The sequence below is a fragment of the Phenylobacterium sp. GW821-FHT12F10 genome, assembly GCF_058806695.1.
The window spans coordinates 1,387,537-1,408,923 of record NZ_JBXAPY010000001.1; the positions used below are offsets into that span (position 1 = coordinate 1,387,537).

At 69.1% G+C, this 21,387-nt stretch carries 21 protein-coding genes; 3 read left to right on the forward strand and 18 right to left on the reverse strand.

All coding sequences use genetic code 11. From position 1 onward, the window contains the following. Positions 1 to 98: 98 nt before the first annotated feature. The 5 genes from clpA to AC1RN5_RS07005 all read right to left on the reverse strand — a co-directional run bounded on the left by clpA (position 99) and on the right by AC1RN5_RS07005 (position 5,786). Entirely contained in the window at positions 99 to 2,432 is a 2,334-nt protein-coding gene (gene clpA / locus AC1RN5_RS06985; RefSeq protein ID WP_421931682.1) for an ATP-dependent Clp protease ATP-binding subunit ClpA, read from the reverse strand. Between the two features lie 8 nt (positions 2,433 to 2,440). Beyond that, complete coding sequence (gene clpS, locus AC1RN5_RS06990) at positions 2,441 to 2,770, reverse strand: ATP-dependent Clp protease adapter ClpS (protein WP_340646316.1); 330 nt, start codon at positions 2,768 to 2,770, stop codon at positions 2,441 to 2,443. 166 nt (positions 2,771 to 2,936) lie between these two features. Beyond that, positions 2,937 to 4,214, reverse strand: coding sequence for a DNA polymerase IV (locus AC1RN5_RS06995; protein ID WP_493040522.1), 1,278 nt, complete (start codon positions 4,212 to 4,214; stop codon positions 2,937 to 2,939). Continuing rightward, positions 4,211 to 5,110, reverse strand: a complete 900-nt coding sequence (locus tag AC1RN5_RS07000; RefSeq protein ID WP_493040523.1) for an ROK family protein — start codon at positions 5,108 to 5,110, stop codon at positions 4,211 to 4,213. The genes AC1RN5_RS06995 and AC1RN5_RS07000 overlap by 4 nt, the downstream gene beginning before the upstream one ends. Before the next feature lie 25 nt (positions 5,111 to 5,135). Then, entirely contained in the window at positions 5,136 to 5,786 is a 651-nt protein-coding gene (locus tag AC1RN5_RS07005) for a hypothetical protein (protein WP_493040524.1), read from the reverse strand. 108 nt (positions 5,787 to 5,894) lie between these two features. On the opposite strand from AC1RN5_RS07005, the gene AC1RN5_RS07010 reads away from it, so the two are divergent. After that, positions 5,895 to 6,260, forward strand: a complete 366-nt coding sequence (locus AC1RN5_RS07010; RefSeq protein WP_304699590.1) for a response regulator — start codon at positions 5,895 to 5,897, stop codon at positions 6,258 to 6,260. 5 nt (positions 6,261 to 6,265) lie between these two features. Next, on the forward strand, positions 6,266 to 7,630 hold the full coding sequence (locus tag AC1RN5_RS07015; RefSeq protein WP_493040525.1) for a PleD family two-component system response regulator: 1,365 nt from the start codon (positions 6,266 to 6,268) through the stop codon (positions 7,628 to 7,630). Between the two features lie 201 nt (positions 7,631 to 7,831). Here the strand turns inward: AC1RN5_RS07015 and rpmG are convergent, their stop codons facing one another. The 6 genes from rpmG to topA all read right to left on the reverse strand — a co-directional run bounded on the left by rpmG (position 7,832) and on the right by topA (position 15,512). Beyond that, complete coding sequence (rpmG, locus tag AC1RN5_RS07020) at positions 7,832 to 7,999, reverse strand: 50S ribosomal protein L33 (protein ID WP_215340033.1); 168 nt, start codon at positions 7,997 to 7,999, stop codon at positions 7,832 to 7,834. A gap of 105 nt (positions 8,000 to 8,104) precedes the next feature. Next, on the reverse strand, positions 8,105 to 8,836 hold the full coding sequence (locus tag AC1RN5_RS07025) for an NUDIX hydrolase (RefSeq protein ID WP_493040526.1): 732 nt from the start codon (positions 8,834 to 8,836) through the stop codon (positions 8,105 to 8,107). A gap of 85 nt (positions 8,837 to 8,921) precedes the next feature. Continuing rightward, positions 8,922 to 11,222 carry a ribonuclease R gene (rnr, locus tag AC1RN5_RS07030; protein WP_493040527.1) on the reverse strand — a complete coding sequence of 767 codons (2,301 nt, stop codon included), beginning with the start codon at positions 11,220 to 11,222 and terminating at the stop codon, positions 8,922 to 8,924. Positions 11,223 to 11,273: 51 nt separating this feature from the next. Further along, positions 11,274 to 11,675, reverse strand: coding sequence for a GFA family protein (locus AC1RN5_RS07035; protein WP_493040528.1), 402 nt, complete (start codon positions 11,673 to 11,675; stop codon positions 11,274 to 11,276). A gap of 63 nt (positions 11,676 to 11,738) precedes the next feature. Beyond that, complete coding sequence (locus AC1RN5_RS07040) at positions 11,739 to 12,875, reverse strand: AAA family ATPase (protein WP_493040529.1); 1,137 nt, start codon at positions 12,873 to 12,875, stop codon at positions 11,739 to 11,741. Positions 12,876 to 12,881: 6 nt separating this feature from the next. Then, on the reverse strand, positions 12,882 to 15,512 hold the full coding sequence (topA, locus tag AC1RN5_RS07045; RefSeq protein ID WP_493040530.1) for a type I DNA topoisomerase: 2,631 nt from the start codon (positions 15,510 to 15,512) through the stop codon (positions 12,882 to 12,884). Between the two features lie 178 nt (positions 15,513 to 15,690). Here topA and AC1RN5_RS07050 point away from each other — a divergent pair, with 178 nt between their 5' ends. Beyond that, a complete protein-coding gene (locus AC1RN5_RS07050) occupies positions 15,691 to 15,870 on the forward strand; it encodes a hypothetical protein (protein ID WP_421931672.1) in 180 nt (59 codons plus the stop codon). On the opposite strand, the gene dprA is transcribed toward AC1RN5_RS07050, so the two are convergent. From dprA to AC1RN5_RS07085, 7 genes are read right to left on the reverse strand one after another with little or no spacing between them, the layout of a single operon-like run. Then, positions 15,867 to 16,958 carry a DNA-processing protein DprA gene (gene dprA / locus AC1RN5_RS07055; RefSeq protein ID WP_493040531.1) on the reverse strand — a complete coding sequence of 364 codons (1,092 nt, stop codon included), beginning with the start codon at positions 16,956 to 16,958 and terminating at the stop codon, positions 15,867 to 15,869. The genes AC1RN5_RS07050 and dprA overlap by 4 nt on opposite strands. Beyond that, a complete protein-coding gene (gene plsY / locus AC1RN5_RS07060) occupies positions 16,955 to 17,596 on the reverse strand; it encodes a glycerol-3-phosphate 1-O-acyltransferase PlsY (RefSeq protein WP_493040532.1) in 642 nt (213 codons plus the stop codon). Before plsY ends, dprA begins: the two co-directional genes overlap by 4 nt. A gap of 24 nt (positions 17,597 to 17,620) precedes the next feature. Next, positions 17,621 to 18,163 (reverse strand): P-loop nucleotide/nucleoside kinase family protein, encoded by a 543-nt coding sequence (locus tag AC1RN5_RS07065; protein ID WP_493040533.1) that lies wholly within the window; start codon positions 18,161 to 18,163, stop codon positions 17,621 to 17,623. 5 nt (positions 18,164 to 18,168) lie between these two features. Beyond that, on the reverse strand, positions 18,169 to 18,471 hold the full coding sequence (locus tag AC1RN5_RS07070) for an ArsR/SmtB family transcription factor (RefSeq protein WP_493040534.1): 303 nt from the start codon (positions 18,469 to 18,471) through the stop codon (positions 18,169 to 18,171). Between the two features lie 59 nt (positions 18,472 to 18,530). After that, positions 18,531 to 19,823: a dihydroorotase gene (gene pyrC / locus AC1RN5_RS07075; protein WP_493040535.1), complete on the reverse strand. Its 1,293-nt coding sequence runs from the start codon at positions 19,821 to 19,823 to the stop codon at positions 18,531 to 18,533. Next, a complete protein-coding gene (locus tag AC1RN5_RS07080) occupies positions 19,820 to 20,401 on the reverse strand; it encodes an LOG family protein (protein ID WP_493040536.1) in 582 nt (193 codons plus the stop codon). Before AC1RN5_RS07080 ends, pyrC begins: the two co-directional genes overlap by 4 nt. Further along, positions 20,401 to 21,378, reverse strand: a complete 978-nt coding sequence (locus tag AC1RN5_RS07085; protein ID WP_493040537.1) for an aspartate carbamoyltransferase catalytic subunit — start codon at positions 21,376 to 21,378, stop codon at positions 20,401 to 20,403. The genes AC1RN5_RS07080 and AC1RN5_RS07085 overlap by 1 nt, the downstream gene beginning before the upstream one ends. Between the last annotated feature and the right edge of the window lie 9 nt (positions 21,379 to 21,387).

Genomic DNA, 21,387 nt, shown 5'->3' on the forward strand with positions numbered 1-21,387 from the left:
AGGCGAATGATTCGACCACCACCCGCAGATGGCGCGACGAAAAACCCCAGGCCGGGGGCCTGGGGTTCACGTCGTTCCGATCTCTGGGTTGGAGGACCTTAGTCCGCCAGTTCCGGGGCCGCGTTGGCCGCGTCCTCGGCGGGGTTCTCGATGACCGGCGCGCCGGGCTCGTGACCCTCGCCCTCGATCTCGAAGGCCAGCTTGGAGTCCTTCAGCACCACCTTGACGTGGCCACCCTTCACCAGCTTGCCGAACAGGATCTCGTCGGCCAGCGGCTTCTTGATGTGCTCCTGGATAACCCGGGCCAGGGGCCGGGCGCCGTAGAGCTCGTCGAACCCGTTCTTGGCCAGCCAGTCGGCGGCCTCGTCCGTGGTCTCGATGGTGACGTGACGGTCGGCCAGTTGCGCTTCCAGCTGGATGACGAACTTCTGGACGACCTGGCGGATGATGTCCTGGGTCAGAGGCTTGAACTGCACCACCGCGTCGAGGCGGTTGCGGAATTCCGGCGTGAACAGGCGCTTCAGGGCCTCGTCGACCTCGTCCTCCTGCTTCCCGCGGCCGAAGCCGATGGAATTGCGCTGGGCGTCGGAGGCGCCGGCGTTGGTGGTCATGATCAGGACGACGTTGCGGAAATCGACCTTCTTGCCGTTGGAGTCGGTGAGGACCCCGTGGTCCATGACCTGCAGCAGGATGTTGAAGACGTCCGGGTGGGCCTTCTCGATCTCGTCCAGCAGCACCACGCAGTGCGGATGCTGGTCGACGGCGTCGGTCAGCAGGCCGCCCTGGTCGAACCCGACATAGCCGGGAGGCGCGCCGATCAGGCGGCTGACCGTGTGACGCTCCATGTATTCCGACATGTCGAAGCGCAGGAGCTCGATGCCCATGGTGCCGGCCAGTTGCCGCGCCGTCTCGGTCTTGCCGGTGCCGGTGGGGCCCGAGAAGAGGTAGCAGCCGATCGGCTTGTTGGGATCGCGCAGGCCGGCCCGGGCCATCTTCATGGCCGCCGAAAGTTGCTCGATGGCGTCGTCCTGACCGTAGACGGCGCGCTTGAGGTCCTCGTGCAGCTGCTTCAGCGCCTCGGTATCGGTCTTGGAGACCGACTTCGGCGGGATGCGGGCGATCTTGGCCACGACAGCCTCGACCTCCTTGAGGCCGATGGTCTTCTTGCGACGACCCTCCGGCAGCAGCATCTGGCTGGCCCCGGCCTCATCGATGATGTCGATGGCCTTGTCGGGCAGCTTGCGGTCGGTGATGTACTTGGCCGACAGCTCCACCGCCGCCTTGATGGCGTCGTTGGTGTAGCGGAGCTTGTGGAAGTCCTCGTAGTAGGTCTTCAGCCCCTTGAGGATCTTGATGGTGTCCTCGATCGTCGGCTCGTTCACGTCGATCTTCTGGAAGCGCCGGACCAGGGCCCGATCCTTCTCGAAGTGCTGACGGAACTCCTTGTAGGTGGTCGAGCCCATGCAGCGCAGGGAGCCCGAGGCCAGGGCAGGCTTCAGAAGGTTGGAGGCGTCCATGGCGCCGCCGCTGGTGGCGCCGGCGCCGATCACCGTGTGGATCTCGTCGATGAACAGGATCGCGTCGGCGTGGTTCTCGAGTTCCTTGACCACCTGCTTCACGCGCTCTTCGAAGTCGCCGCGATAGCGGGTGCCGGCCAGCAGGCTGCCCATGTCGAGGGAGAAGATTGTGGCGCCCGCCAGGACCTCGGGGACCTGGTGGTTGACGATCTTGCGCGCCAGGCCCTCGGCGATGGCGGTCTTGCCGACGCCCGGGTCGCCCACCAGCAGGGGGTTGTTCTTGGTGCGGCGGCACAGGATCTGGATGCAGCGCTCCACCTCGGCCGAACGCCCGATCAGGGGGTCGACCTTGCCCTGCTTGGCCTTCTCGTTGAGGTTGACGCAGTAGGCCTCGAGGGCCTCGCCGCCGGTCTTCACCGCGGGCTTGTCCTCGTCCTCGGAACCCTTGACGGGCTTGGCCGCGCCTTCGGCGCCGGCCTTCTTGGCGATGCCGTGGGCGATGTAGTTCACCGCGTCGTACCGCGTCATGTCCTGCTCTTGCAGGAAGTAGGCGGCGTGGCTCTCACGCTCGGAGAAGATGGCCACCAGCACATTGGCGCCGGTCACCTCCTCGCGGCCCGAGGACTGCACGTGGATGACCGCGCGCTGGATCACGCGCTGGAAGCTGGGGGTGGGCTTGGCGTCTTCGCCGTCGTCCACGACCAGCGAGCGCAGCTCGTTGTCCACGTAATTGGTGAGGGTTGTCTTCAGCGACGGGAGTTCGACGTCGCAGGCTTTCATCACGCCGGCGGCGTCCTCATCGTCGATGAGGGACAGGAGCAGGTGCTCCAGGGTCGCGTACTCGTGCTTTCGCTGATTGGCGAAAGCCACCGCGCGGTGGAGGGACTCTTCGAGGTGGCGTGAGAATGACGGCAAGCTGGGCCTCAATCCTTTTCCATGGTGCATTGCAACGGATGCTGATGCCGGCGCGCGGTATCAACGACCTGGGCCACCTTTGTTTCCGCCACTTCGTAAGTGAACACGCCGCACACGCCCACACCGTGTTGGTGGACATGCAGCATGATCCGCGTCGCGTCTTCGCGCGACTTATGGAAGTACTGCTCAAGCACGTACACGACGAACTCCATGGGAGTGTAGTCGTCGTTGAGGAGCAGCACCCGGTACAGAGACGGCTTCTGCGTCTTCGGCTTGGTCTGTGTGATGACCGCCGATTTCACGCCCGTCTCCTGATCACCTTGCTTTCGCTCGGCCATCGAACAGGTCTCCTCGGCGGTCACGGGACCGCCCTACAGATGGATTAGATATGGAAAAGATGGCCCTTTGGAAGGGTCGAAATGGTCGCGCGGGGCGAGATCGTTCCAAAGGCCGCAGTTTTCACCATGCTAACAGGGGGCCAGATGGGTCTGCGGCCCCTGGTTTTCAATCCTGGGCCGAGGATTTCCCGTGTAGGGCGCGTGCCGACGTCAGGGCCTTGGCTCCGAATCGCGCCCGGATCGCGTCGGCGGTGCGCTCGCCGGCCAGGGTTCGCCGCTCGTCGCCGCCGAAAAAGTCGTCTTCCACATCCTGCGGTTCGATCAAGTCGGTGATCCCGACCCCGATCAGGCGCCAGGATCGGTTCGTCCCACCGGCCTTCAGTTCGGCCGCCAGAAGTTCCTTGCCGATCGCCAGGATGGTTCGCGTCGTCTGGGTCGGAACGGGCAGGGTCTTGCGGCGGGTGATGATCTTGAAGTCGGCGCCCCGCAGCTTCAGGGTCACCACCCGGCCGGCGACATTGCCGCCCCGCGCCTGGCGACCGACCTTCTCGGCCAGCCAGGGCAGCTGATCCTCCAGGTCGGCTTGGCTGCGCAGGTCCTCGTTGAAGGTGGTCTCGGCGCTGATCGACTTGCGGATCTGGTCGGGGTTCACGACCCGGGTGTCGTGACCGTGGGCGAGGGCGTGCAGGCGCAGGCCGTTGGGGCCGAACCGGGCGGCCAGGTCCTTGATGTCGGCCCGGGCGATGTCGCCGACCGTGACGTAGTTGGAGCTTTCCAGGCTGGAGACCATGGCCGGACCCACCCCGGGCAGGATGCCCACCGGCTTCGGAGCCAGGAAGGTCTGGGCTTCGCTGCCGATCACCGAGAAGCCGCGGGGCTTGTCCAGGTCCGAGGCGATCTTGGCCAGGAACTTGTTGGCCGCCAGGCCGATGGAGACGGTGATCCCCACCTCGGTCTCGATCCGGGTTTGCAGGCGGGCGAGCGTTTCGGCCGGCGTCGCCCCGTGCAGGCGCTCGGTGCCCGACAGGTCCATCCAGGCCTCGTCCAGGGAGAGCGGCTGAACCAGGGGCGTCAGGTCGGCCATCATCGCCATGATCCGCCGGCTCTCGGCGCGGTACTTGGAGAAGTCGGGCTTGATGATCACCGCCTGGGGGCAGGCCTTGATGGCCTTGAACATCGGCATGGCCGAGCGGACGCCATTGATCCGGGCGATATAGCAGCAGGTGGTCACCACCCCGCGCCGGCCGCCGCCGACGATCACCGGCACGTCCCGCAGTTCGGGCCGGTCGCGCTTCTCCACCGAGGCGTAGAAGGCGTCGCAGTCCATGTGGGCGATGGAGAGCCGCTCCAGCTCGTCGTGCGCCACCACCCGCGGCGAGCCGCAGGCCGGGCAGCGGCGGGTGAAGTCGCCGTGGGTGAAGCAGTCGCGGCAGAGCGCGCTCACGCCCCGTCCTCCAGCGGCCACAGCCAGGCCGCGCCCCGCACGCCGGAGGAATCCCCGTGCAGGGCCGGCCGCACCGGCGTGGTGAAGACATCCGAGAAGACGTGAGGCGCGATGGCTCCGGGCAGGCGGTCATAGAGGGCGCCGACATTGGACATGCCGCCCCCCAGGACGATGACGTCGGGGTCGAGGATGTCGCAGACCACCGCCAGGCCGCGGGCCAGGCGGTCGACATAGAGATCCAGGGCCGCGGCGGCCCCGTCGTCCCCCGCCGCCGCGGCGTCCACGATGGCCTGGGCGCTCAGGCCCTGGCCATGGTCGCGGGCGAGTCCGGACCCCGAGACATAGAGCTCCATGCAGCCGCGACGGCCGCACCAGCAGAGGGCCCCCGGGTGTTCGGCCTCGGTGGGCCAGGGCAGGGGCATGTGGCCCCATTCGCCGGCGAAGGCGTTGCGCCCCTCGATGATCTGGCGGTCGACCGTGGTCCCGGCCCCGCAGCCGGTGCCCAGGATGGCGGCGAACACCACCCGGCTGTCGGCGCCGGCGCCGTCCGTCGCCTCCGACAGGGCCAGGCAGTTGGCGTCGTTGGCGTAGCGCACCGGTCTTTCAAGCACCCGCGCCAGATCGGTGGGGAAGGGGCGGCCGTTCAGCTCGGTGGAATTGGCCCCCCGCATCAGGTCGCCGGCGGGGGAGACCGAACCTGGTCCTCCGACCCCTATGCGGGCCGCCTGCGCCCCGGCCTGGCGCTCGGCCTCGGCCACCAGGTCGCGGACGGCCAGCAGGCCGGCCTCATAGTCCCGGGGCGAGGCGCCGCGGACGCGCGCGACGAACCGGCCGTCGGCGTCCAGGGCCGCCGCCTCGATCTTGGTGCCGCCGAAGTCCACGCCGATGCGGATCATCGTTGAAGCATACCTGATTTGTTCTTCAGGCGATGGCGTCTTCGATGGCCGCGCGCAGCTCCTCCCAGTCGTCGATTCGGGTGTGGAGGTCGGGCTTGGCCGGCGCCAGGGGGCGCAGCCGGGGGTCGGCCACGTGCTGGAAGCGGCTGACGGCCGGCGCGCTCTCGGCCACCGAGTCGAGATTGGGGATCAGGTCGTCGATGAACACCGCGCGTCCCGCCGTCTGGGACGCCAGGCCGGCGGCCAGGGGGCCCTTGGGGCCGGTGTTGAGGATCAGGGGGTAGTCCATGCCATGCCGGCCCAGCCAGCGGGCCCGCGCCAGCCTGGCGGGCCCCGGCGCATTGGTCAGGATCACGACCCCGGCCCGCTCCGACAGGCGCCGCAGGGCCTGGGCCCCGCCCGGCGTCGGCGTCATGTCGCCGCACCCATAGCGAAAGAAGTCCTCGTAGTGCTTACGTCCCTGGTCGATCTCCAGGTGTTCGGCCTCGCCGGGACGGTAGATGTTCTGAAAGAGGGCGAACTTGTCGACGCGGAACTCCAGGCCCCGATCCTCCAGGAACCGCCCGAACCCTTCCATGAACAGGCCCAGCACCTCGTCGACGTCGACGATCAGCAGAGGTCGGGCGGTGTCGACGCCCATGTCGGACAGTCTGGGAGCGCGGAGCGGTTCGGCCACGGGGCCTCCGAATGCGACTAACGCGAGTTTAAGGATATCCGTGAGATCAAGAGGCTCAAGGTGAGATCGGTTACCGATTCGCCAGACCGAAGGATCGTCGGGACGAAAATGGCCAAGAAGGTCCTCATCGTCGAGGATAACGAGCTGAACATGAAGCTATTTCATGATCTCCTCGATGCCCAAGGCTACGAAACGCTGCAGACCCGCGAGGGACTGCAGGCGCTGGCGCTCGCGCGCGAACACCGTCCGGACCTGATCCTGATGGACATTCAGCTTCCCGAGATCTCGGGGCTGGAGGTCACCAAATGGCTCAAGGAAGACGATGACCTCGCCCATATCCCGGTGGTGGCGGTGACCGCCTTCGCCATGAAGGGGGACGAGGAGCGCATCCGCGAGGGCGGCTGCGAGGCCTATATCTCCAAGCCCATCTCGGTGTCGCACTTCCTCGACACCATCCGCCGCCTGTTGGAATAGCCGCCATGACCGCGCGTATCCTGGTCGTCGACGATATCGAGGCCAATGTCCGCCTCCTCGAAGCCAAGCTCTCGGCCGAGTACTATGAGGTCTTGGTGGCCTATGACGGCCCCACGGCGCTGGCCATCGCGGCCAAGGAAAAGCCCGACATCGTCCTGCTGGACGTCATGATGCCCGGCATGGACGGCTTCCAGGTCTGTCGCCGGCTGAAGGACGATCCGGAGACCCGCCACGTGCCGGTGGTCCTGGTGACCGCCCTCGACGGCCGCGCCGACCGCATCGCCGGCCTCGAGGCCGGAGCCGACGAATTCCTCACCAAGCCCATCGACGACATCATGCTGTTCGCCCGCGTGCGCAGCCTGACCCGCCTGAAGATGGTGATCGACGAACTGCGCGAGCGGGAGGCCTCCGGCCGCCGCATGGGCGTCATCGCCGGCGCGGCCTCGCGCCTCGGCGGCACGGGCGGCCGGGTGCTGATCGTCGACGATCACGAGCGTCAGGCCCAGCGCATCGCCGCCGAACTGGCCATCGAACACCGCCCGATCATCGAGAGCGACCCGGAAAAGGCCCTGATGACCGCCAAGGGCCCCGTGGACCTGGTGATCGTCAACGCCGCGGCCCGCTCCTTCGACGGTCTGCGCTTCACCGCCCAGCTCCGCTCCGACGAGGCCACGCGCCATCTGCCGGTCCTGGCCATCGTCGACTTCGACGAACGCCAGCGCCTGGTGAAGGCCCTGGAGATCGGGGTCAACGACATCCTCTCCAAGCCGATCGATCCGCAGGAGCTCTCGGCCCGGTCCAAGACCCAGATCCGGCGCAAGCGCTACACCGACTACCTGCGCGACAATCTCGACCATTCCCTGGAGCTGGCGGTCACCGACCAGCTCACCGGCCTGCACAACCGCCGCTACATGGTGGGGCAGCTGGAGGCGCTGGTGAAGCGCGCGAGCCTGGGGGGCGACCCGGTCGCGGCCCTGCTGATCGACATCGACCACTTCAAGAAGATCAACGACGGCTACGGCCACGACGTCGGCGACGAGGTGCTGCGCGAGTTCGCCGTGCGCCTGGCCTCCAATGTGCGCGCCATCGACCTGCCGTGCCGCTACGGCGGCGAGGAGTTCGTGGTGGTCATGCCCGACACCAAGATCGAGGATGCCGAGCGCATCGCCGAACGCATCCGGCTGCACGTGGCCGGCTCGCCCTTCCGGGTGATGGGGGGCGCCGAGCTGCTGACCGTCACCATCTCCATCGGGGTGGCCGCAACCCTGGGGTCGGGCGACAAGCCCGAGGCCCTGCTCAAGCGCGCCGACGAGGCCGTCTACGAGGCCAAGGCCTCGGGCCGCAACAAGGTCATCGCGCGGGCGGCGTAGGCTTTCCCTCCCCTTCATGGGGAGGGTGGACGGCGCGCAGCGCCGGACGGGTGGGGCGACCTGCCAACACCCAGAACTTTCCGTATTCCCCACCCCGACCGCTGACGCGGTCCGCCCCTCCCCATGAAGGGGAGGGAGGAGAAACGAAAAACGCCCGGTCCTGCGACCGGGCGTCTTGGAATCTCGTTTGGGTCGGCAGACCTACTTGATCTTGCCTTCCTTGAACTCGACGTGCTTGCGCACGACGGGATCGTACTTCTTCATGACCAGCTTGTCGGTCTTGGTGCGGGCGTTCTTCTTCGTCACGTAGAAGAAGCCGGTGTCGGCCGACGAGTTCAGGCGGATCTTAATTGAGGCGGGCTTCGCCATGGTCGGTCCTCGCGCGGCCGGCTGCGCAGTCGCGCCGGCTGGGTTCTAAAGAGCCGCGGACAATACGAATCCCGAACCCAAAGTCAATCCGCTCCAGGGGAAAGCCTAGAGATGGGTGATCTGCGACCCCTTGCGGACGAACCGCATGTAGGGGATCGGCCGCTCGGGGACCTCCAGGCGGTGGGCCACCTCGCGCACCACGAAGCGGGTGACGCCGGGCAGGTCGAGGGCGAGCGCCTCGTCCAGGTCCACCCAGGCGATCTCGTCCAGCTCGCCACAGTCGGCCTGGCGCTCCAGGCTCATCAGCCGGTCGGCCTCGGCCATGAAGAAGCGGGCGTCGAAGCGCTTGCCCACCATGGGCGGGGTGACGGCGCGGGCGACGAACTGCATGGCCGCCAGGTCCGGGGCCGCGCCCTGCTGCAGGAATTCCCGCCAGGGGCCGGCGCCAGGGCGCTCGGGGGCGGGTTTGGCCAGAAGCAGGCCGGCCTCCTCGAAGGTCTCGCGGATGGCGGTGAGCGCCAGGGCGCGGGCCCGCCGCTCCGGGGTGCCGTGCATCAGCTTGAGGGCCACCTCGGGGTTCAGATCGGTGGCGTAGGGGGCGTTGAAGTCCGAGCGGTCGATGCGGCCGCCGGGAAACACCCACTTGTCGGGCATGAAGTCGTGGCCCTTGGCGCGGCGGCCCATCAGCAGGCGCGGCTTCTTGGCGTCGCGGCGCACGATGATCAGGGTGGCGGCGTCCCGGGGACGCACGGCGCGTTGCCCCGGCTTGCGCGGCGGGCCACCGCCATTGCCCCGGCCGCCCAGGGGATTCTCGGATTCGTTTTGGCTCTCTGACATCAAACAAGTGTATGACCGCCGCCGCGGGCCTGGGAAGCCTGCCCCAGCGTCAAGCTCACATTTGCCGCGGCCTGTCGGGTCTGGGCTAGTGACGCTTGCCCTTGCGGACGCCCTTGGGCGGTCCGCCACGGCGCTTGGCGTCCTGGGAGCCCGGCGCCCGACGGATCGCGCCGAGGCGGGGGCGGGGCGCGTTGGGATCGCGCGGCTGGGGCTCGCTCAGCATCTCGAACAGCAGGCCGCCGGTGATCGGGGTGGCCTCCACCAGCTTGACCTCCACCGTCATGCCCAGCGGCCAGCGGGCGCCGGAACGCTCCCCCACCAGGGCGTGCATGCGGTCGTCGTGGATGAAGAACTCGCTTCCGAGCCGCGAGACCGGCACCAGGCCGTCGGCGCCGGTGTCGGCCAGACGCACGAACAGGCCAAAACGGGTCACCCCGGTGATCCGGCCGTGGAAGGAGGCCCCCACCTTGTCGGCCAGGAAGGCCGCCACATAGCGGTCGGTGGCGTCGCGCTCGGCGGCCATGGCCCGGCGCTCGGCGAAGGTGATCACCTCGGCGGTGTCCTTCATCTGGCTGATGTCGCGGTCGGTGAGCCCGTCGTCGCCGAGCCCCAGCGAGCGGATCAGCCCCCGGTGCACCACCAGGTCGGCATAGCGCCGGATCGGCGAGGTGAAGTGGGCGTAGCGCTGCAGGTTCAGGCCGAAGTGGCCGATGTTCTCGGTGGAGTAGATGGCCTGCATCTGGCTGCGCAGCACCACCTCGTTGATGATGTCGGCGTGGGGGCTCTCGCGGGTCTCCCCCAGCAGCTTGTTGAAACGGTCGGTGCGCGGCGCCTCGCCCTTGCTCCAGGGGATGTCCAGGGTGGCCAGGAACTCGGCCAGGGACCCGATCTTGTCCTGGCTGGGGGTGTCGTGGATCCGATAGATCAGCGGGGTCTTCTTGGCCTCGAGGGTCTCGGCGGCGCAGACATTGGCCTGCACCATCATCTCCTCGATCAGCTTGTGGGCCTCCAGGGCCGCGCGCGGGGTGATCGAGGTGATCTCGCCCTCGGTGTTGATGATGATCCGCCTCTCGGCGCTCTCGATGGCGAGCGGCGAGCGGGCGAGCCGGCCCTGCAGCATGCAGTGATAGGCGGCCCACAGGGGCTCCAGGATGGGCTTGAGCAGCGGCTGGGTCACATCGTCCGGCTGGCCGTCTATGGCCGCCTGGGCCTGCTCGTAGGAGAGCTTGGCGGCCGAGCGCATCAGGCCGCGCACGAAGCGGTGGCCTTTCTTGCGTCCGGAGCGGTCGAAGACCATGCGCACGGCCAGGCAGGCGCGGTTCTCACCCTCGCGCAGGGAGCACAGCCCCGCCGACAGCCGCTCGGGCAGCATGGGCTCCACCCGGTCGGGGAAGTAGACGCTGTTGGACTTCTCCCGGGCGGCGATGTCGAGGGCCGAGCCCGGCCGCACATAGGCCGCGACGTCGGCGATGGCGACCCAGACGATCCAGCCGCCCTTGTTGCCGGCGTCCGTGTCGGGCTCGGCATAGACCGCGTCGTCGTGGTCGCGGGCGTCCGGCGGGTCGATGGTCACCAGGGGAACCTGGCGCAGGTCCTCGCGGCCACTGAGGGTCGGCGGCTTGGCCGCCTCGGCCTCGGCCTCCGCCTCCTTGGAGAATCCCGTGGGAATGCCGTGGGAGTGGATGGCGATCAGGGAGGCGGCGCGGGGCTGGTCCTCGCGGCCCACCACCTCTAGCAGCTTGCCCCGCTTGGGGCCGTAGCGTTCGTGGGCCACGCCGACCTGGGCCAGGACCAGATCGCCGTCGCGCAGCTTCTGGGCCTCGGGATCGGTGAGGATCAGGCTTTCCTTGGACTTGCGGTCCACCGGCTCGACCCGGACCTCGCGGTTGGACTTGCGGATCACGCCGAGGATCTTGTGGGCGCTGGCCCCTAGCCGCTTGATCAGCCGGGCCTCGGTCTCGCCGTTCTCCAGCAGCTCGAAGCGCACCAGCAGGCGGTCGCCCAGGCCCGGCGCGCCGCCGAGCGGATCGCTGCGGCTCGGGGCCAGACGGACGGTCGGGGTGTCCTCGCCCTTGGTCAGGCGGACCAGCAGCTCGCCGTCGGTGTCCTTCTCCACGACGTCGACGACGCCGACGGGGGGGAGGGCGCCGGCCTCGGCCAGGCCCTTGCGCCCGCGCTTGCCCAGGGCCCCGGAGGCCTCGAGCTCGCGCAGCATCTCCCGCAGCGCCTTGCGGTCGGCGCCCTTCAGCCCGAACACCTTGGCGATGTCGGCCTTGTCGGTCTCACCCGCCTCGCGGATGTACTTCAGCAGGGTCTCGCGGTCGGGCAGGCCCTGGGCGGGCTTGGGTTTGAACCGGGAGGCTTTGGGGGCGCGGAGTTTGGCCATGCCGCCTTGTAACGCGCATCGGCGACTCCCGCCTCCCCAATCCTGGGGCGGCTAGCCCGGAAGGCGCTCGAAGGCCGGGATGCCCTCTGGGACGTGGTGGAAGGCCTGCTTGTCCACCGTGAAGATCGCCATGTCGGGCTTGAACACGCTGGGATCGTCCAGGGAGCCCACCTTGAGGATCACCGCCGGGAAGCCCGGCGAGCGGGTGACGACATGGGTGCCGCAGTCGGGGCAGAACTCCCGGGTCACGGCGCGCTCGAGATCGCTGCGGGTGAACTGCTTGGGCGTCCCCTTGGTGTAGGCGAAGCCGGCGATCGGCATGGCGATGAAGACGTTGGGGGAGCCGCCGGTGATGTACTGGCACTCCCGGCAATGGCACTGGGCCTTCATCATCGGCTCGCCCTCGGCGACGTAGCGCAGGCCGTGGCAGTAGCATCCGCCTTCGAGTTTCATGGTGTCCTCCCGTCTTGTTGGGAGAAACTCTAGGCGCGGGAAGGGGCCTGTAAAGCCTGACCCTCAGTCATCCTCGCGGAAGGTCCCCAGCCGGGTCAGCCCCTCGATGGTGGTGGCGCCCTCGGTCTTGGTGACGGTGCGCACCGTGCCCACGGTGGCGGCGGCGATCTCGGACGCCAGGGCCTCGGAGTGGGTCACCAGCCAGACCTGCGACCGCTCCGACGCCTGGCCCACCAGCCGGGCGAGCGGGGTCATCAGGGCCGGATGCAGGCTCGACTCCGGCTCGTTCAGGGCCACGAAGGTCGGCAGGCGATAGGCCATCAGGGCGCCGGCCAGGGCCAGGAACTTCAGCGTGCCGTCGGAGAGTTCGGCCGCCTCGAACACGCGGTGGGGAAAGTCCGGGAAGCTCATGCCGAAGCTGGCCATCCGATCCGGCTCCGGCACGACGAGGCGCGCGCCGGGGAAGGCCTGGTCGATCACCGCGTCCAGCTCGGCGGTGTCCTGCCGGATGTGGGCCAGGGTGGCGAAGACGGCGGCCAGGTTCGAGCCGTCCGAGGCGAGGGTCGGGCTGGCCACCGCCGTGCAGGGCCGGCGCAGGGGCGAGGCCGCGTCGGTGCGCAGGTCATGATAGAACCGCCACTCCAGCAGGGTGCGGCGCACCATGTCCAGGCCCGGATACTTGGCGGGATCCTCCAGCCGGGCCAGCACGGTCTCCGAGGCCAGCAGGTCGATATCCACCTCCTGGGGACGCCCCTCCTCGTCGCGGGCCATCACCGAGGCGCCCTTGCGGTCCAGCAGGCGCACGGGCCGCGATCCGCTCAGATAGGACAGCTGCTCGGTCTTGATCTGCGGCTCGGTGGCGAAGGCCGGCGAGGTGGGGAAGGGGAAGCCCACCTCCACCTCGTAGCGGTAGCCGACGCTCGGCCGGCCCGGCACGGACAGGTCGACGGAGAAACTCATCCGCGACGGCTGGTTCTTCTGGCGCGTCCCGGCCCAGAAGGCCGCCGCCATGCCCTCGCGGGCAAGCTCCGCCCCGAGCGTGTTGGAAGCCGCCGCGCGCAGCAGCTCCAGCGCCCGATAGAGGTTGGACTTCCCGACGCCGTTGGCGCCGACGAAGACCTCCAGGTTGGAGACCGGATAGGCGATCCGCCGAAGCGACCGGTAGCCCGAAGCGGAGAAGTCGCTGACGGGCAGCAGCATCGGTCCCTAGGCCTTCGCCACCTTCTTGGCCGCCGGCTTCTTGGCGGCCGCGGGTTTCTTCGCCGCGGCGGGTTTGGCCGCCGCCTTGGGCTTGGCCGCGGCCTTGGGCTTGGCGGCCGCCTTGGCCTTCTTCGCAGGCTTCTTGCCGCCGCCCTTCTCGACCCGCTCGGCGATCAGCTTGACCGCCTCTTCCAGGGTCAGGTCCTGGGGGTCGGAGCCTTTGGGGACGTTGGCGTTGGTGGAGCCGTGCTTGATGTAGGGGCCATAGCGGCCCGCCAGCACCTTCACCGGCTGGCCGTCCTCGGGGTGGGCGCCCAGGTCCTTGAGCGCCGCGGACTCGCCGCGACCGCCCCGGCCGCCGGCGCGCTTCTCGGCCAGCAGGGTGACGGCGCGGTTGAGCCCCACCTCGAACACCTCGTCGGCGCTGGGCAGGTTGGCGTAGGTGCCGTTGTGCAGGACGAAGGGCCCGAACCGGCCGATGCCGGCGGTGATCATGATCCCGTCTTCCGGGTGGGCGCCGACCTCCCGGGGCAGGCGCAGCAGGCGCAGGCCCTTCTCCAGGTCCATGGCCGCCGCCGACCAGCCCTTGGGCAGGCTGGAGCGCTTCGGCTTCTCGCCGTCGCCGAGCTGGACATAGGGGCCGAACCGGCCGGACTTCAGGAACACCGTCTCGCCGGTCTCCGGATCGACCCCCAGTTCGCGGTCGCCGCTCTCGGTCTCGGCGTCATCGGCCGACTGGGCGATGGGCCGGGTGTAGCGGCACTCCGGATAGTTGGAGCAGCCGATGAAAGCCCCGAACTTGCCGGTCTTCAGGGACAGTTGTCCGGCGCCGCAGGTGGGGCAGGCGCGGGGATCGGAGCCGTCCTCCTTCTGCGGGAAGATGTGGGGACCCAGCGCCTCGTTCAGAGCGTCCAGAACGTGAGTGACCCGCAGCTCGGCGATCTCGCCGACCGCGGCGTGGAAGTCCTGCCAGAACTCCCGCAGCAGGGCCTTCCAGTTCAGCTCTCCGGCCGAGACCAGGTCGAGCTTCTCCTCCAGGGCGGCGGTGAAGTCGTACTGGACGTAGCGGTTGAAGAACTGCTCCAGGAAGGCGGTGACCAGCCGTCCCTTGTCCTCGGGAATGAACCGGTTCTTGTCCATGCGGACGTATTCGCGGTCGCGCAGCACGGTGAGCACCGAGGCGTAGGTCGAGGGCCGGCCGATGCCGAGCTCCTCCATCTTCTTCACCAGGCTGGCTTCCGAATAGCGCGGCGGCGGTTCGGTGAAGTGCTGGTCGGCGCGGGCCTTGATGACCTTGGCGTCGGCCCCCTCATTGACCATCGGCAGACGGCCGCTCTCCTCGTCGCCCTCGTCGTCGCGGCCCTCCTCGTAGACGGCGAGGTAGCCGTCGAACAGCACCACCTGGCCGGTGGCGCGCAGGCCGGTCTTCCCGTCGGCGCTCTCCAGTTCGATGGTGGTCCGCTCGATGCGGGCGGCCTCCATCTGGGAAGCGATCATCCGCTTCCAGATCAGCTCGTAGAGGCGGCCGAGGTCGCTCTCCAGCCGCAGGGAGCCGGGGTTGCGGGCCAGGCTGGTGGGGCGGATGGCTTCGTGCGCCTCCTGGGCGTTCTTGGCCTTGGTCTTGTAGATTCTGGCGGTCTCGGGAACGTATTCCTTGCCGTAGAGCCCGCCGATCACGACGCGCGCCTCGTCCAGGGCCTCGGGCGCCGACTGCACGCCGTCGGTCCGCATATAGGTGATGAGACCCACAGTCTCGCCGCCGATGTCGATGCCCTCGTACAGCTTCTGGGCGGCCTGCATGGTGCGCTGGGTGGAGAAGCCGAGCTTGCGGGCGGCTTCCTGCTGCAGGGTCGAGGTGGTGAAGGGCGGGGCCGGCGAACGGCGGGCCGGCTTCTTCTCGACGGAGGCGATCTTCAGGGTCGCGCCGTCCACGGCGGCCTTGGCGGCCATGGCGGTGGCCTCGTCGCCCAGGTCGAACTTGGTCAGCCGCTTGCCGTCGTGCTTGACCATGCGGGCCAGGAAGGGGTCGCCCCCCGCGCTGACATCGGCCTCGACGGTCCAGTATTCCTGGTTCTTGAAGCGCTCGATCTCGATCTCGCGGTCCACCACCAGGCGCAGGGACACCGACTGAACCCGGCCGGCCGAACGCGAACCCGGCAGCTTGCGCCAGAGCACCGGCGAGAGGGTGAAGCCCACCAGATAGTCCAGGGCGCGGCGGGCGAGATAGGCCTCCACCAACTCCATGTCGATGTCGCGGGGATGCTTCATCGCCTCGGTGACGGCGGTCTTGGTGATGGCGTTGAACACCACCCGCTGGACGGTGGCGCCCTTGATGGCCTTCTTCTTCTGAAGCACCTCCAGGACGTGCCAGGAGATCGCCTCGCCCTCGCGGTCGGGGTCGGTGGCCAGGATGATCTTGTCGGCGGACTTGGCGAAGTCGGCGATTTCCGACAGCCGCTTGGCGGACTTGGCGTCCACGTCCCACAGCATCAGGAAGTCCTCGTCGGGCTTCACCGAGCCATCCTTGGCCGGCAAGTCGCGGACGTGGCCGTACGAGGCCAGGACCTTATAGTCCGAGCCCAGGTACTTGTTGATGGTTTTGGCCTTGGCCGGGCTCTCGACGACGACGAGGTTCATGCGATTTTAAGGGCGGTCCAGGGGCGAAGCGCCCGAAATTCAAGGGCCCGGAAGGTGGGGTGTGCGCCTAGCCCGTGTCAACGGCCCCTGTTCATCTTCAAGCTTTGCAATTGACGGTTGATCCACAACCTTTCCGCGCGTGCCGCGTTGGAATCGGTTAATGTGATGTGTCAGACATATGGAACAGTGGAACCCCAAGGGCTCGCCCCAGGCGACCGCGGCCTTCATCGAGGAGGTCTTGAACCAGTTGGCGGAATTGGCCGCCACCCGGGGCTACCGTTCCTTGGCCACGACCCTGATGATGGCCGCCCTGGACGCCGCCCGCGCCGCCGCCGGACCGCCGGATCCCCCGCACTAGGCCCGTGACACCATGCCGCCGGGCAGGAGTTCGACGCGGCCGGCCAGGGCGAGCTCCATCAGGGCCGCCAGCACCAGAGGCGCCGGCGCCTTGGCGGCGCGCACGATCTCGTCGCGCGAAACCGGGGTGGGGGAGAGCAGATCGGCCACCTGTTCGCGCAGGGCGTCCGGAACCTCCGCGGGTCCGCCCGCATAGGGCTCGGCGGCCGGCTCGCGGAATCCGCCGAACCCCTCCAGGGCCCGCAGCACGTCCTCGGCTCCCTCGCAGATCGCCGCACCCTGGCGGATCAGGTCGTTGGTCCCCCTGGCCCGCGGGTCCAGGGGCGAGCCCGGCACGGCCAGCACCTCGCGGCCCTGCTCGGCGGCGAGGCGGGCGGTGATCAGCGAGCCGGAGCGGATCTCGGCCTCCACCACCACCACGGCCCGGGACAGGCCCGAGATGATCCGGTTGCGGCGGGGGAAGTCCTTGGCCTGGGCGGCCTGACGCGGCCGGCTCTCGGAGACCAGGCAGCCGGCCTCGACGATGCGGGCGTGCAGGTCGCGGTGCTCGGGCGGGTAGATGTCGGCGATCCCGCCGCCCAGGACGGCGATGGTCCCAGTCGGCAGCGCCCCCTCGTGGGCCGCTCCGTCCACCCCGCGCGCCATTCCCGAGACGATGACCTGGCCGGCCGCGCCCAGGTCGGCGGCGAGGCCGCGCGCGAACCTCTGGCCCGCGGCGGAGGCCACCCGCGCGCCCACCACGGCCACGCAGGCCCCCTGCAGCAGATGTGCGTTCCCCCAGGCCCACAGGATCGGCGGGGGCGGATCCAGGGCCGCCAGGGGCTGGGGAAAGTCGGGTTCGCAGGCGCAGATCAGCCGCGCCCCCAGGGCCGCGCCCTCGGCCAGCTCCTGCTCCACCTCGTCGAGGGTGGGAACGCCCAGGGGCGAGATCCGCCCTCCGCGCCGCGCGAGGTCGGGGAGGGCGGCGAGCGCCAGGGAGGCCTCGCCATAGCGGGCGATGAGCTGGTCGAAGGTGACCGGCCCGACGTTCTCGGTGCGCGCCAGCCGCAGCCAGTCGCGGCGGGCGGCGTCGGTGAGCGTCCGGGTCAAGCGGCGTCCTTCTCCTTGGCCCCGATCTTCGGCTCCTGGCCCTTGAGCAGGCGGCGGATATTGTCGGCGTGGCGGATGAAGACCAGCACCGCCATGAACAGGCCCAGCCACGCGATGGGCAGGGGGCGGTCGAAGACGAAGACGTAGATGGGGGCGAGCGCCACCGCCACCAGGGCGGCCAGGGAGGAGAGGCGCAGCAGGAAGGCCACCGCGAGCCAGGTGGCCGCCGCCGCCAGACCCACCGGCCAGGCCGCCGCCAGCATGGTGCCGAAGAAGGTCGAGACCCCCTTGCCGCCCTTGAACTTCAGCCAGACCGGGAACAGGTGCCCGAGGAAGGCGCTGGCCGCGGCGATGGAGGTCAGGACCGCCTGGGCGTCCTTGGTGTTCTCCCGCGTCGCCAGCCAGGCGAGCAGGACGGCCACCGCCCCCTTGCCCCCGTCGCCCAGCAGGGTGATCAGGGCCAGGTCCTTGCGGCCGGTGCGCAGCACGTTGGTGGCCCCGATATTGCCCGAACCGATGTTGCGCACGTCGCCGGCGCCCCCCATCCGGGTGGCGATCACCCCGAAGGGAATGGATCCCAGCAGATAGCCCCCGATGACGGCGGCTGCGATCAGCATGGGACTGAGTGACTCGAACATGGCGGTTCCCCCTTCGGTGGAGTCCTAGCCGCCTGCGGCGGTTTCGTCATCCAGCGCCGCGCGGACGGACCTGGCGAGCGCCGCGATATCCACCGGCGCCGTGGTGTCGACCTCGATCACCCGGCCCAGGCCGACCGGGCCGTCGTACTCCGCCAGCAGGTCAGGTGGCAGGTCACGCAGGGTGTGGATGGGGTGACGGTCTCCGATCATGGATCGGGCCGAATAGCGCCGGCTCGCCTCCTGCGGCGGGCAGCGGCAATAGACCTCCACCAGCGCGCCGCCCAGTCCGCTCAGCATGCGGCGCTCATAGGCGCTCTTCGGACGGAAATTCGCCTCCAGCACCACGGCGGGCGAGAGGGACGCCAGGGTCCAGATCAGTTCCATGGCGGCGCTGCCCAGGGCCTTGGTCCAGACCTCCGGCTCGTCCCTCTGGCCCAGCACGTCGGCCAGCCGCTCCTTGATCACGTCCTTCGAGAGCAGGGGCAGGGCGAGCGCCTGGGCGAGGGGCGTCGCCAGGGTCGACTTCCCCGCGCCCGGCGCGCCGGAGACCATCACCACTTGGCGCATGGTGCTCAGACCTCGTCCGCCAGGGCCGCGGTCAGGGCCGCCAGCCGCGCCTCGTTCCGGCGGTAGAAGGTCCATTGCTTGATCCGCTTGGGGGTCACCAGGCCCGCCTGGACCAGGACGCGCATATGCTCCGAGAGCGTCGGCTGGCTGACCCCCAGCTTCTCGGCGATCAGCACGCCGCAGACGCCGTCCTCCACCAGGTCCCCGTCCACCTGCTCGCGGAAGTGGGCGCGCGGGTCCTTCAGCCAGTCCAGGATCTGCAGGCGGCGGTCGTTTCCGAGGGCCTTGAAGGCGAGCGCGTTGGTCATATCGCCAATTGGCTAAGTTGCTGCGCCGACCCTAGGCGCCGCCGCTGCTCCAGGCAACCTCAGGCCCGGTAGACGACCCGCCCATCCACCAGGGTCATGCGAATCTCGCCCTGCAGCATGCGCCCGTCGAACGGCGAGTTCTTCGACTTCGAGCGCAGCTTGTCGGCGTCGATGACGATGGGGGCGGCGAGGTCGCAGAGCACCAGGTCGGCGGGCGCGCCCTTGGCGAGCGTCCCGGCGTTCAGCCCCAGCAGTTGGGCCGGCTTGCTGGTCACGGCCCGCATCAGGTCGATCAGCGGGATGCGGCCTTCGTGGTGGAAGGCCAGCAAGGCCGGCAGCAGGGTCTGCAGGCCGATGGCGCCCGGCGTGGCCTCGTCATAGGGCAGGCGCTTGTCCTCGGCGGGCGCCGGCGCGTGGGCCGAGACCACGATGTCGATCAGGCCGCTGGCCAGGGCCTCGATCACTGCCTGGCGGTCGTCCTCGCTGCGCACCGGCGGGTCGAACTTCATGAAGGTGCGGTAGTCGCCGATGTCGATCTCGTTGAACGACAGGTGGTTGATGGAGGTCGTGGCCGTGACGGGCAGGCCCCTGGCCTTGCCCCGCGCCAGGCTCTCCAGGGCGCAGGCGGTGGTCACCTGGTCCACGAGGAAGGGCGCGCCGGTCATCTCCACCAGGGCCAGGTCGCGCTCCAGCATGATCTTCTCGGCGAAGGTGGGCGTGCTGGGCAGGCCCATGCGCCCGGCGAACTCGCCCTCGGTGGCCGCGGCCCCGTGGCTCAGCCAGGGATCGGCCGGCCGGTGGGCCACCAGCACCCCGAAGCTCTTGGCGTAGGACAGCACGCGGCGCATGACCTTGGAGTCGACGATCGGGCGGTCGGCGTCGGTGACATAGACGCAGCCGGCCTCGGCCATCAGGCCGATTTCGGCCATCCGCTCGCCCCGGGCGCCCTTGGTGGCCGCGCCGGCCGGATAGACATGGACCAGCTCGATATCCCGCGTCCGGCGCAGGATGAAATCCACCACCGAGGCCTCGTCGATCACCGGATCGGTGTCGGGTTGCAGCACGATGGAGGTGACCCCGCCGGCCGCCGCGGCCAGGCCCGCCGACTTGAGCGTCTCCTTGGTCTCCGAGCCGGGCTCACCGGTCTTGACCCTCAGGTCCACCAGGCCGGGCGCCAGCATCGCGCCTCTGGCGTCTATGATCTCGATGTCGGCCGACAGGGTCCCGAGGTCGCCGCCGTGGGCCACCTCGGCGATCTTGCCGTCGCGCACCAGCAGGGCGCCGGGGCCGTCCCAGCTGCTGGCGGGGTCGACGATGCGGGCGTTGAGGAAGGCTGTGGGACGCGCGCTCATAGTTCCGGCCGTCCGATCCATTTCTCCGTCACCGGCGCCTTGTAGGCCGCCAGGGCGTCCAGCATCTCGCCGCAGTCCCCACCGAAGACCACCATGTCGCGGTGGGGCGCCTTGAGGAAGGCCTCGCCCACCGCGTGGTCCACGAAGGCCTTCAGGTGATCGAAATAGCCCAGCACGTTGAGGACCCCCGCGGGCTTGGCGTGGAAGCCGAGCTGACCCCAGGTCCAGATCTCGAAGATCTCCTCCAGGGTGCCCACCCCGCCGGGGAGAGCCACGAAGCCGTCGGCCATCTCCGCCATCCGCGCCTTGCGCTCGTGCATGGAGGGCACGACGTCGAGCCGGGTCAGGCCCGTATGGGCGATCTCCTTGTCCATCAGGGCCTCGGGCATCACCCCGAACACCTCGCCGCCGGCGGCGAGGGCGGCATCGGCCACGGCCCCCATCAGGCCCACCTTGGCCCCGCCATAGACCAGGGCCAGGCCTCGGCCGGCGATGGCCGATCCCATCGCCCGGGCCGCAGCCGTATAGGCCGGGTCGCCGCCGGGGCTCGCGCCGCAGAACACGCCCACAGCGCGCATCAGACGTTTTCCAGCCGTGCGGCCAGGGAGGCCAGGACCGCCATCCGGGCGGCCACCCCCATCTCCACCTGGTCCTGGATCAGGCTGACGGACAGGTCGTCGGCGACGTCGGAATCGATCTCCACGCCCCGGTTCATTGGCCCCGGATGCATGACCCGTACGCCGGGCGCGGCGCAGGCCAGCTTCTCGCGGTCCAGGCCGTAGAAGCGGAAATATTCGCGCTGGGAGGGGGCCATCACCCCATCCATGCGCTCGAGCTGCAGGCGCAGCATCATCACCACGTCGCAGCCCGCGATGCCCTCGCGCATGTTGTGGAAGACCTCGGCCTTCCAGCGGTCGACGGCGGCCGGCATCAGGGTCGGCGGCCCCACCAGCCGCACCTCGGCGCCCAGCATCTGCAGCAGGCTGACATTGGAGCGCGCCACCCGGGAGTGCAGGACGTCGCCGCAGATGGCGACGCGCAGGCCCGCGATCCGCCCGAAGGCGCGGCGCATGGAGAGCGCGTCCAGAAGGGCCTGGGTCGGGTGCTCGTGCTGGCCGTCGCCGGCGTTGATCACCGAGCAGGTGACCTTCTGGGAGAGCAGGCTCGCCGCCCCGGAGGAGGCGTGGCGCACCACCAGCAGGTCCGGCTGCATGGCGTTGAGGGTGACGGCGGTGTCGATCAGGGTCTCGCCCTTGGAGATCGACGAGGAGCGCGGGCTCATATTGACCACGTCGGCGCCCAGCCGCTTGCCGGCCAACTCGAAGGAGCTCTGGGTCCGCGTCGAATTCTCGAAGAAGAGATTCATCAGCGTCCGACCCTTGAGCAGGTCGAGTTTCTTGGAGGTTTGGCGGTTGAGCGACACGAAGCCGTCGGCGAGGTCGAGGAGGTTGGCCACCTCCACCTCGTTCATATCGAGGACGGACAGGAAGTGTCGCCGCGGGAACGGGAAGGTTCTGCCTAGAACCTCGTTCAGACCAGGGGGCAGGGATGTCATTAAAGGCGC

Coding starts and splice junctions, on each gene's coding strand:
- plsY (WP_493040532.1), bottom strand. CDS start 17,596: ATGTTCGAGTCACTCAGTCCCATGCTGATCGCAGCCGCCGTCATCGGG.
- AC1RN5_RS07040 (WP_493040529.1), bottom strand. CDS start 12,875: ATGCTGCTGCCCGTCAGCGACTTCTCCGCTTCGGGCTACCGGTCGCTT.
- rnr (WP_493040527.1), bottom strand. CDS start 11,222: ATGGCCAAACTCCGCGCCCCCAAAGCCTCCCGGTTCAAACCCAAGCCC.
- AC1RN5_RS07025 (WP_493040526.1), bottom strand. CDS start 8,836: ATGTCAGAGAGCCAAAACGAATCCGAGAATCCCCTGGGCGGCCGGGGC.
- AC1RN5_RS07010 (WP_304699590.1), top strand. CDS start 5,895: ATGGCCAAGAAGGTCCTCATCGTCGAGGATAACGAGCTGAACATGAAG.
- pyrC (WP_493040535.1), bottom strand. CDS start 19,823: ATGAGCGCGCGTCCCACAGCCTTCCTCAACGCCCGCATCGTCGACCCC.
- AC1RN5_RS07080 (WP_493040536.1), bottom strand. CDS start 20,401: ATGCGCGCTGTGGGCGTGTTCTGCGGCGCGAGCCCCGGCGGCGACCCG.
- clpS (WP_340646316.1), bottom strand. CDS start 2,770: ATGGCCGAGCGAAAGCAAGGTGATCAGGAGACGGGCGTGAAATCGGCG.
- AC1RN5_RS07000 (WP_493040523.1), bottom strand. CDS start 5,110: ATGATCCGCATCGGCGTGGACTTCGGCGGCACCAAGATCGAGGCGGCG.
- AC1RN5_RS07015 (WP_493040525.1), top strand. CDS start 6,266: ATGACCGCGCGTATCCTGGTCGTCGACGATATCGAGGCCAATGTCCGC.
- AC1RN5_RS07035 (WP_493040528.1), bottom strand. CDS start 11,675: ATGAAACTCGAAGGCGGATGCTACTGCCACGGCCTGCGCTACGTCGCC.
- AC1RN5_RS07085 (WP_493040537.1), bottom strand. CDS start 21,378: ATGACATCCCTGCCCCCTGGTCTGAACGAGGTTCTAGGCAGAACCTTC.
- AC1RN5_RS07050 (WP_421931672.1), top strand. CDS start 15,691: ATGGAACAGTGGAACCCCAAGGGCTCGCCCCAGGCGACCGCGGCCTTC.
- AC1RN5_RS07070 (WP_493040534.1), bottom strand. CDS start 18,471: ATGACCAACGCGCTCGCCTTCAAGGCCCTCGGAAACGACCGCCGCCTG.
- topA (WP_493040530.1), bottom strand. CDS start 15,512: ATGAACCTCGTCGTCGTCGAGAGCCCGGCCAAGGCCAAAACCATCAAC.
- rpmG (WP_215340033.1), bottom strand. CDS start 7,999: ATGGCGAAGCCCGCCTCAATTAAGATCCGCCTGAACTCGTCGGCCGAC.
- AC1RN5_RS07065 (WP_493040533.1), bottom strand. CDS start 18,163: ATGCGCCAAGTGGTGATGGTCTCCGGCGCGCCGGGCGCGGGGAAGTCG.